At 71.9% G+C, this 8,450-nt stretch carries 12 protein-coding genes; all 12 read left to right on the forward strand.

Annotated features, from left to right (window positions below; all coding sequences use genetic code 11):
- The first annotated feature begins 30 nt into the window (after nucleotides 1–30).
- From FGF04_RS26870 to FGF04_RS26925, 12 genes are read left to right on the forward strand one after another with little or no spacing between them, the layout of a single operon-like run.
- Complete coding sequence (locus tag FGF04_RS26870; RefSeq protein WP_149513936.1) at nucleotides 31–1,878, forward strand: transketolase; 1,848 nt, start codon at nucleotides 31–33, stop codon at nucleotides 1,876–1,878.
- Nucleotides 1,875–2,795 (forward strand): non-homologous end-joining DNA ligase, encoded by a 921-nt coding sequence (ligD, locus tag FGF04_RS26875; protein ID WP_149513937.1) that lies wholly within the window; start codon nucleotides 1,875–1,877, stop codon nucleotides 2,793–2,795. Before FGF04_RS26870 ends, ligD begins: the two co-directional genes overlap by 4 nt.
- Nucleotides 2,796–2,854: 59 nt before the next feature.
- Nucleotides 2,855–3,211 carry a gas vesicle protein GvpO gene (locus tag FGF04_RS26880; RefSeq protein ID WP_149513938.1) on the forward strand — a complete coding sequence of 119 codons (357 nt, stop codon included), beginning with the start codon at nucleotides 2,855–2,857 and terminating at the stop codon, nucleotides 3,209–3,211.
- A gap of 47 nt (nucleotides 3,212–3,258) precedes the next feature.
- Nucleotides 3,259–3,684 (forward strand): gas vesicle structural protein GvpA, encoded by a 426-nt coding sequence (locus FGF04_RS26885; RefSeq protein WP_149513939.1) that lies wholly within the window; start codon nucleotides 3,259–3,261, stop codon nucleotides 3,682–3,684.
- Complete coding sequence (locus FGF04_RS26890) at nucleotides 3,681–4,439, forward strand: GvpL/GvpF family gas vesicle protein (RefSeq protein WP_149513940.1); 759 nt, start codon at nucleotides 3,681–3,683, stop codon at nucleotides 4,437–4,439. Before FGF04_RS26885 ends, FGF04_RS26890 begins: the two co-directional genes overlap by 4 nt.
- Nucleotides 4,440–4,463: 24 nt before the next feature.
- A complete protein-coding gene (locus tag FGF04_RS26895) occupies nucleotides 4,464–4,730 on the forward strand; it encodes a gas vesicle protein GvpG (RefSeq protein WP_149513941.1) in 267 nt (88 codons plus the stop codon).
- The gene (locus FGF04_RS26900) at nucleotides 4,727–5,440 is read left to right on the forward strand and encodes a DNA primase (protein ID WP_149513942.1); all 714 of its coding nucleotides are present in this window, start codon (nucleotides 4,727–4,729) and stop codon (nucleotides 5,438–5,440) included. Before FGF04_RS26895 ends, FGF04_RS26900 begins: the two co-directional genes overlap by 4 nt.
- Complete coding sequence (locus FGF04_RS26905) at nucleotides 5,433–6,623, forward strand: SRPBCC family protein (RefSeq protein ID WP_149513943.1); 1,191 nt, start codon at nucleotides 5,433–5,435, stop codon at nucleotides 6,621–6,623. Before FGF04_RS26900 ends, FGF04_RS26905 begins: the two co-directional genes overlap by 8 nt.
- Entirely contained in the window at nucleotides 6,620–6,979 is a 360-nt protein-coding gene (locus FGF04_RS26910) for a gas vesicle protein (RefSeq protein WP_149513944.1), read from the forward strand. Before FGF04_RS26905 ends, FGF04_RS26910 begins: the two co-directional genes overlap by 4 nt.
- Nucleotides 6,976–7,767 carry a GvpL/GvpF family gas vesicle protein gene (locus FGF04_RS26915; RefSeq protein WP_149513945.1) on the forward strand — a complete coding sequence of 264 codons (792 nt, stop codon included), beginning with the start codon at nucleotides 6,976–6,978 and terminating at the stop codon, nucleotides 7,765–7,767. Before FGF04_RS26910 ends, FGF04_RS26915 begins: the two co-directional genes overlap by 4 nt.
- Nucleotides 7,764–7,952 (forward strand): gas vesicle protein, encoded by a 189-nt coding sequence (locus tag FGF04_RS26920; RefSeq protein ID WP_149513946.1) that lies wholly within the window; start codon nucleotides 7,764–7,766, stop codon nucleotides 7,950–7,952. The genes FGF04_RS26915 and FGF04_RS26920 overlap by 4 nt, the downstream gene beginning before the upstream one ends.
- A 41-nt stretch (nucleotides 7,953–7,993) precedes the next feature.
- Nucleotides 7,994–8,290: a gas vesicle protein K gene (locus FGF04_RS26925; protein ID WP_149514377.1), complete on the forward strand. Its 297-nt coding sequence runs from the start codon at nucleotides 7,994–7,996 to the stop codon at nucleotides 8,288–8,290.
- Nucleotides 8,291–8,450: the final 160 nt, after the last annotated feature.

An 8,450-nucleotide genomic window follows, 5' to 3' on the forward strand; every position in this document is an offset into this window, starting at 1 on the left:
GTACGTGACCTCCTCCGCGGAAGGAACCCCATGGACTCCGCCCGGCTCATCGAACTCGGTCAGCAGTTGCGGGTCGACAGCGTGCGGGCAGCCGCCGCGGCGGGCTCCGGGCACCCCACCTCGTCGATGTCCGCCGCCGACCTGGTGGCGGTCCTGTTCGCCCGGCACCTGCGCTACGACTTCGAGCGGCCCGACCACCCCGGCAACGACCGCTTCGTCCTCTCCAAGGGACACGCCTCACCGCTGCTGTACGCCGCGTACAAGGCGGCCGGGGCGATCGACGACGAGGAGCTGCTGACCTACCGCACCCTCGGCAGCCGCCTCGAAGGGCACCCGACCCCGCGCCGGCTGCCGTGGGTGGAGACCGCCACCGGATCGCTCGGCCAGGGGCTGCCCGTCGGCGTGGGCATCGCCCTGGCGGGCAAGCGGCTCGACCGGTCCGGCTACCGCGTGTGGGTCTTGTGCGGCGACAGCGAGCTGGCCGAGGGGTCCGTCTGGGAGGCGGCCGAGCACGCCGCGTACGAGGAACTGGACAACCTCACCGTGATCGTGGACGTCAACCGGCTCGGCCAGCGCGGCCCGACCCGCCACGGCCACGACCTGCACGCGTACGCCCGCCGCTTCCAGGCCTTCGGCTGGCACACCGTGGAGGTCGACGGCCACGACGTCGAGGCCGTCGACCGGGCCTACGGCGAGGCTGCCTCCACGGCCGGGCAGTCGACCGCGATCCTGGCCCGCACCCTCAAGGGCAAGGGCGTCCGGGACGTCCAGGACCGCGAGGGCCTGCACGGCAAGCCGTTGCCCGATGCCGACGCGGCGATCGCGGAGCTGGGCGGGGTGCGCGACCTGCGCGTCGAGGTCCGGCGGCCGTCCGCCGCCCGGATCATGCCCGCCGTGCGCTCCGGGCCCCTGCGGCTGCCGCGCTGGGAGAGCGGCGAGGAGGTCGCCACGCGCGACGCCTACGGCCGTGCGCTGGCCGCGCTCGGCACCGCCCGCGACGACGTGGTCGCCCTCGACGGCGAGGTGGGCGACTCCACCCGCGCCGAGTTCTTCGCCAAGGAGCACCCCGACCGGTTCTTCGAGACCTACATCGCCGAGCAGCAGCTCGTCGCGTCCGCCGTGGGACTCGCCGTCCGTGGCCGGGTGCCGTTCGCCTCCAGCTTCGCCGCCTTCCTCACCCGCGCGCACGATTTCGTCCGCATGGCGGCGGTCAGCGGCGCGGGCGTCAACGTCGTCGGATCGCACGCGGGCGTCGCGATCGGCGAGGACGGGCCCTCGCAGATGGGCGTCGAGGACCTGGCCATGTTCCGCGCCGTGCACGGCTCGACCGTGCTGTACCCGTGCGACGCCCACCAGACGGCCGCCCTGGTCGCCGCGATGGCGGACCTCGACGGCATCCGCTACCTGCGGACCTCCCGCGGCAAGACCCCCGTCCTGTACGGGCCGGACGAGGAGTTCCCCGTCGGCGGCAGCAAGGTGCTGCGCAGCTCCCCGGACGACCGGCTGACCGTGGTGGCCGCCGGGGTGACCGTGCACGAGGCCCTGAAGGCCGCGGACGCCCTCGCCGCCGACGGCATCCCGGTCCGCGTGATCGACCTCTACAGCGTCAAGCCCGTCGACCGGGAGACCCTGCGCACGGCCGCCGAGCAGACCGGCTGCCTGCTGACCGTCGAGGACCACCACCCCGAGGGCGGCCTCGGCGACGCGGTCGTCGAAGCCTTCCTCGACGGACGCCCCACACCCCGCCTGGTCCGCCTCGCCGTCCGCGACATGCCCGGTTCGGCCACCCCCGCCGAGCAGGTGCACGCGGCCGGCATCGACGCCGAGTCCGTCGCGGCGGCGGTCCAGCTCCTCGTCGAGAGCGCGGTCCTGCGATGACCGCCGTACGGGCGGGCCGCCGCACGGTCGAGATCCACCGGCCGGACAAGGTGCTCTTCCCCGGCGGCAAGGGGGTGCCCGAGTACACCAAGGCGGACCTCGTCGCGTACTACCGGGAGATCGCCCCGTTCATGCTGCCGCACCTCAAGGACCGGCCCCTGATGCTGGAGCGGCACCCGAACGGGATCGACGGGCCCATGTTCATGCAGAAGAACGTCCAGGACCACGACCCGGACTGGATCCGCCGCGTCGAGGTCCCCAAGGAGGGCGGCACGGTCCTGCACCCGGTCTGCGACGACACCGCGACCCTCGTCCACTTCGCCGACCAGGCCTGTCTGACCCTGCACCGGTGGCTCGCCCGCGTCTCGTCCGACGGCGTGCTCGGCCGGCCCGACCGGCTGGTCCTCGACCTCGACCCGGCCACCGACGACTTCGAGCCGGTACGCGCCACCGCCCGGCTCCTGCACGGGTTCCTCGGTGAACTCGCCCTGCCCGCCGCCCTGATGACCACCGGCTCGCGCGGACTGCACGTCGTCGTGCCCCTCGACGGCCGCCACGGCTTCGACGAGGTGCACACCTTCGCCAAGGACCTCGCCGACACGCTCGCCGCACGGCACCCCGACCGGCTGACCACCGAGGCCCGCAAGAAGGACCGCGGCGACCGCCTCTACCTGGACGTCCAGCGCAACGCCTACGCGCAGACCGTGGTCGCCCCCTTCACAGTTCGCGCCAGGCCCGGCGCCCCCGTCGCCGTGCCGATCGGCTGGGAACAGCTCGACGATCCCCAACTCACCGCACGCCGCTGGACCATCGCCGACGCGGTCGAACAGGCGCGGACGAAGCCCTGGTCAGGCCTGTCGGGCAGGGGGCGCGCCCTCGGGCCGGCCCGGCGCCGCCTCGACGCCCTGCGCGGCTGAGCGCCGCACTGGCAGGTTTGGCCAAGGATCGGCCGGTCACCCGTAGGGGCGAGGTGGCCATGTCGAACACATCCAACACATCAGATTCACAGAGTTCATCGAACGCATCCAGGGGCAAGCGCAAGGACGTGACCGAAGACGAAGAGCTGCGCCCCATGGACGTGCTGCGCGAGGCACGCGCACAACTCGCCGAACTGACCGGCATGGAGGCCGAGTCGGTGTCGTCGTTCGAGCGCACCGAGGACGGCTGGACGCTCGAGGTCGAGGTACTCGAACTCGTTCGGGTCCCCGACACGATGAGCCTGCTCGCGACGTACGAGGTGACCCTCGACCCGCGCGGTGACATCACCGGCTACCGGCGTGTGCGCAGGTACGAGCGAGGGCGCGCCGACTCCCGCAAGTCCGGCGGCCGTTAGAGCGTCCGCCCCCCAACACACCCAACAGACAAGGAGGGCCGATCGGTATGACCGTGGTTCCCGCACAGCAGTCAGGTGGTGGAGGCGGCTCCAGCGGCCTCTACGACGTACTTGAGCTCGTCCTCGATCGGGGGCTCGTCATCGACGCCTTCATCCGGGTCTCCCTCGTCGGCATCGAGATCCTCAAGATCGATGTCCGTGTGGTCATAGCCAGCGTCGACACGTATCTGCGCTTCGCCGAGGCGTGCAACCGGCTCGACCTGGAGTCCGGCAGGAACAGCAGCCCCGGACTCCCCGACCTGGTCGGCTCGATCACCGAGTCCGGCGCGAAGGGCAAGTCCAAGGGGGCCCTGTCCGGCGCCGCCGAGACCATCTCCGACGCGTTCAAGCAGTCCCGCGAGGAGAGCCAGTCCGAGTCCCGCCCGCGCACCCGCAAGACCGCCGCCTCGCGCCGTAAGGAGGAGCAGGAGTGAGCACGTACGTCTACGGCATCACCGCCGGTTCGCACCCCTCGCTCCCCGACGGCATCGACGGTGTCGGCGAGCCGGCCTGCCGGGTGCGCATCATCAAGGAGGGCGAACTCGCCGCCGTCGTCAGCGACGCGCCCGAGAACCTGCGCCCCAAGCGCCGGGACCTGCTCGCCCACCAGAACGTGCTCACCGAGACCGGCGAGGGCGGCCCGGTGCTGCCCATGCGGTTCGGCAGCGTCTCCCCGGACGACGCGGCCGTGAGCAGTGTGCTGGCCGAGCGCGCCGACCACTTCAAGGAGCGCCTGGAGGCGCTGGCGGGCAAGGTCGAGTACAACGTCAAGGCCACCCACGACGAAGAGGCCGTACTGCACCGGGTGATGTCCGAGAACCCGGAGGTCCGGGCGCTCACCGAGGCCAACCGCAATGCGGGCGGCGGCAGTTACGACGACAAGCTGCGGCTCGGCGAGATGGTGGTCGCCGCGGTGAAGAACCGCGAGACGGAGGACGCCGCCGAGATCCAGCAGGCGCTGGAGCCGGTCGCCGCCGCCGTCAGCGTGGGCCCCGAGTCCACCGGCTGGCTGGCCAACCTCTCCTTCCTCGTGGACCGCGAGTCCGCCGACACCTTCCTCGCCGCCGTCGAGGAGGTCCGCAAGGCGCAGCCGCACCTGGACCTGCGCGTGCACGGGCCGCTGCCGCCCTACAGCTTCGTCGAGCCGGGCCCCGCCCAGCACGCCGAACCCGCACCGGCACACAACTGACGCGCTGAGACGAGGAGTTGACGCATGGGGCTGATCGGAGAGGTCCTGATGCTGCCGTTCGCCCCCGTGCGCGGCAGTCTCTGGGCGATGAAGCAGGTGGTGAACGAGGCCGAGCGCCAGTACTACGACCCGGCGGCGATCCGTGCCGAACTCGGCGTCCTCGAAGAACGCCTTGAGGCCGGCGAGATCGACGAGGCGGAGTTCGACCGCCGGGAGGACGAGCTCCTGGACAGGCTGGAGACGGCCATGAGCAGGGGCACCCAAGCAGGCGACAACGGGACGCGACGATGAATCGACTAGGACTGGGCCTCGCCGTAGGGGCCGGATACGTCCTCGGACGTACCAAGAAGATGAAGCTGGCGTTCGCCGTCGGCACCATGGTGGCCGGCAAGCGGATGAACCTGAGTCCGCGGGCGCTGGCGGACCTGGTCTCCACCCAGCTGCAGAACAACCCGCAGTTCAAGGAGATCGGCGACCAGCTGCGCCAGGACATGCGCGGCGTGGGCAAGGCCGCCACCGGAGCGCTCGTCGAGCGGCAGATCACGGGTCTCGCCGACCGGCTGCACGGGCGCACCAGCCAGGTCAAGGACCAGCTCGCGGGCGTGGTCCCGGACGCCGTCCCGGGGGCCGGTGGCACGAAGCGCCGCGGCCGCGACGACGAGGCGGACGACGCCTACGACGAGCAGGACGACGGGTACGGGCACGACGACGACGCGGACGACCGCGACGGCCGGGCCCGCGACGAGCGCTCCGCGGACGAGGGCCGGGACGACGAGGGCCGGGACGACGAGGAGCCGCGGGCACGCAGGCGGGCCCCCGCGAAGAAGGCCCCGGCGAGGAAGAGCGCCGAGAAGCGCGGCTCCGGCAAGGACGCCCCGGCGAAGAAGACGGCGGCCAGGACCGCGAAGAAGGCCCCCGCGAAGAAGACGGCCGCGGCCAAGTCCGCCACGCGCCGCGTCCCGCGGGCCCGCACCACGAGGGGAGGCGGCGACGATGAGTGACGCCCTCGGGTCCGCGACCAAGCAGGCCAAGAGCAACCCGCTGACCTCCGTGGCGCAGAGCGAGGCGGTCGACCGCCTCAAGGAGGAGGCCCAGGCCTACCTCGCCGCCCAGACCCAGCGCCTGCTCGTCGGACTGGGCACCAAGCTCGGTCAGACCACGGGCAAGCTCAACGACATCGCCTCCGGCGAGAGCCCCGGCTTCGCCAAGCTCGCCCTCGACGGCGGCCGCAAGCTGGCCGACGGCAAGGGCCCGCTGCGCACCGCCGTGGAGCTCGGCGCGGGCAAGGCGAAGGACAGCGTGGTCGGCGCCTTCAAGAACCTGACGGGCGGCAAGGGCCGCAAGAGCGGCGCCGGCAAGAAGCCCACCGTCATCCTGGAGTTCATCGACGTCGGCGTGCCGCTGCGCACGGCGTACGACCAGTGGACCCAGTACCAGGACTTCAGCACCTTCGCCAAGGGCGTCAAGAGCGCGAACCGCGCCGACGACACGACGTCCGACTGGCAGATGAAGATCTTCTGGTCCAACCGCAGCTGGAAGGCGCACACCACCGAGCAGGTGGCGGACCAGCGGATCAGCTGGTCCTCCGAGGGCGCCAAGGGCACCACGAAGGGCGTCGTCACCTTCCACTCGCTCGCCGAGAACCTCACCCGCGTGCTGCTGGTCATCGAGTACTACCCCAAGGGGCTGTTCGAGAAGACCGGCAACATCTGGCGCGCCCAGGGCCGCCGGGCCCGCCTCGACCTCAAGAACTTCGCCCGCTTCATCACGATCAAGGGCGAGGCCGACGACGGCTGGCGCGGGGAGATCCGCGACGGCGAGGTCGTCACGACCCACGAGGACGCGGTGGCCGAGGAGGAGGAGTCCGAGCGGAACGCCGAGGACGCGCAGGACGCGGACGGCACGGAGCACGCGGACGACGCCGAGGACACCGAGGCCACCGCCGAGGACGAGCGGCACGAGGACGACGAACTCCCCGAGGACGAGGAGGCGTACGAGGACGAGGACGCCCCCGAGGACGGCTACGAGGAGGAAGAGGTCCCCGAGGACGAGCTCGCGGAGGACGAGTACGAGGACGAGGAAGTCCCCGAGGACGGGTACGAGGACGAAGAGGTGCCCGAGGACGAGCTCCCCGAGGAAGAGGCGGACGAGCGTGAGCCCGCCGGTGCCCGGAGCGGTCGATGACCACGGCTCAGCGCCTGCCCGACCCCTACGGGAGCGGTGGCGGCGCCAACCTCGCGGACATCCTCGAACGGGTCCTGGACAAGGGCATCGTCATCGCGGGCGACATCCGCATCAACCTGCTCGACATAGAGCTGCTCACCATCAAGCTGCGGCTCATCGTGGCCTCCGTCGACAAGGCGAAGGAGATGGGCATCGACTGGTGGGAGACCGACCCCCAGCTGTCCTCCCGCGCCGGCCGCGACGAACTCGCCCGTGAGAACGCCGAGTTGCGCGCGCACGTCGCCGAACTGGAGGGCTCGCGGGCCGCGGTGTCCGCCGGGGAGCGCGAACCCGCACAGGAGGAAGCCCGAGAATGAGTGGTCTGCGTTACGTGTACGCCGTCTGCCGCCCGTTCGGCACGCCCCTGCCGGCCCAGCTGACGGGGGTGGCCGGCGTGCCGCCCAAGCAGCTGGCCCACGGCGAGCTGGTGGCGGTCGTCGGACAGGTCCCCGAGGAGGACTTCGCGGAGGAACCGCTGCGGGCCCACCTGGAGGACCTGGACTGGCTCGGCGCCACCGCCAGGGCCCACCAGAACGTGATCGACGCCCTCACCGTCGTCACCTCGCCGCTGCCGCTGAGGCTCGCCACGGTGTTCCTGGACGACAGCGGCGTGCGCACGATGCTGCAGGAGCGCGAGGAGACGTTCGTACGGACCCTCGACCGGCTCGAAGGGCGGGTCGAGTGGGGCGTCAAGGTGTACGCGGAACCCCCGGAGACGGCCGGGCGGCCGGAAGGCTCCGGCGGTGCGGACGCCCGGCCGGCCCCCGCCGCCGGCACGGCCGGCTCGGGGCGCGACTACCTGCGCCGGCGGCGCAACCAGCGCAAGGAGAGCGAGGAGAGGTGGCAGCGGGCCGAGCGGTTCGCGAGCCGGCTCCACGCGTCCCTCTCCGGGTACGCGGAGGACACCCGGATGCACGCCCCGCAGAACTCCGCGCTGTCCGGCGCGTCCGGCCGCAACATCCTGAACGCGGCCTATCTGGTGCCGCGCACCGGGTCGGAGGCGTTCGTGGAACTGGTGGACCGCACGAAGGACGACGAGCCCGGGCTGCGGGTGGAGCTCACCGGTCCCTGGGCGGCCTACTCCTTCAGCGGGGAGGACACGTGACCGTCGTCGAACGCCGGGAGGTCGCTCTCGTCGACCTGCTCGACCGGCTGCTCGCGGGCGGGGTCGTCATCTCCGGCGACCTCACCTTGCGCATCGCGGACGTCGATCTCGTACGCATCGATCTGAAGGCGCTGATCAGCTCGGTGAACGAGAACGTTCCCGCGCCGTGGGAGGAGATGCTGTGAGCGGCGGGGAGGCCCTGCAGAGGGTCGTCGACGACGCGGTGCTGGGGACCGGGGGGAAGGCCGGGCGCAACCGGCTGGACTTCGAGCCGGACACCGTGGAGCGGGACCTGATCAAGCTCGTGCTGACCGTCGTCGAGCTGCTGCGGCAGCTGATGGAGCGGCAGGCGGTGCGGCGGTTCGACACCGGGGATCTCTCGGAGGACCAGGAGGAGCGGATCGGGCTCACGCTGATGCTGCTGGACGACCGGATGGCGGAGCTGCGGGATCGGTACGGGCTGCGGCCCGAGGACCTGAACCTGGACCTCGGCCCCTTGGGGCCGCTGCTTCCTCGGGACTGAGTCCATGGCCGGGCCCGGCGGGGGCTGAGCGCGCAGTTCCCCGCGCCCCTGAAGAGCCAGGGGCGCGGGGAACTGCGCGACAAGCCCCCACCGGCCCGCAGGTGACATCGAGGCCGGTCACACCTTGCGGCACAGGATCTCGCCGTGCAGGACCGAGAAC

The organism is Streptomyces apricus (assembly GCF_008369065.1).
GTDB classification, from domain to species: domain Bacteria; phylum Actinomycetota; class Actinomycetes; order Streptomycetales; family Streptomycetaceae; genus Streptomyces; species Streptomyces apricus.

Coding starts and splice junctions, on each gene's coding strand:
- FGF04_RS26885 (WP_149513939.1), top strand. CDS start 3,259: ATGACCGTGGTTCCCGCACAGCAGTCAGGTGGTGGAGGCGGCTCCAGC.
- FGF04_RS26870 (WP_149513936.1), top strand. CDS start 31: ATGGACTCCGCCCGGCTCATCGAACTCGGTCAGCAGTTGCGGGTCGAC.
- FGF04_RS26900 (WP_149513942.1), top strand. CDS start 4,727: ATGAATCGACTAGGACTGGGCCTCGCCGTAGGGGCCGGATACGTCCTC.
- ligD (WP_149513937.1), top strand. CDS start 1,875: ATGACCGCCGTACGGGCGGGCCGCCGCACGGTCGAGATCCACCGGCCG.
- FGF04_RS26910 (WP_149513944.1), top strand. CDS start 6,620: ATGACCACGGCTCAGCGCCTGCCCGACCCCTACGGGAGCGGTGGCGGC.
- FGF04_RS26895 (WP_149513941.1), top strand. CDS start 4,464: ATGGGGCTGATCGGAGAGGTCCTGATGCTGCCGTTCGCCCCCGTGCGC.
- FGF04_RS26905 (WP_149513943.1), top strand. CDS start 5,433: ATGAGTGACGCCCTCGGGTCCGCGACCAAGCAGGCCAAGAGCAACCCG.
- FGF04_RS26880 (WP_149513938.1), top strand. CDS start 2,855: ATGTCGAACACATCCAACACATCAGATTCACAGAGTTCATCGAACGCA.
- FGF04_RS26915 (WP_149513945.1), top strand. CDS start 6,976: ATGAGTGGTCTGCGTTACGTGTACGCCGTCTGCCGCCCGTTCGGCACG.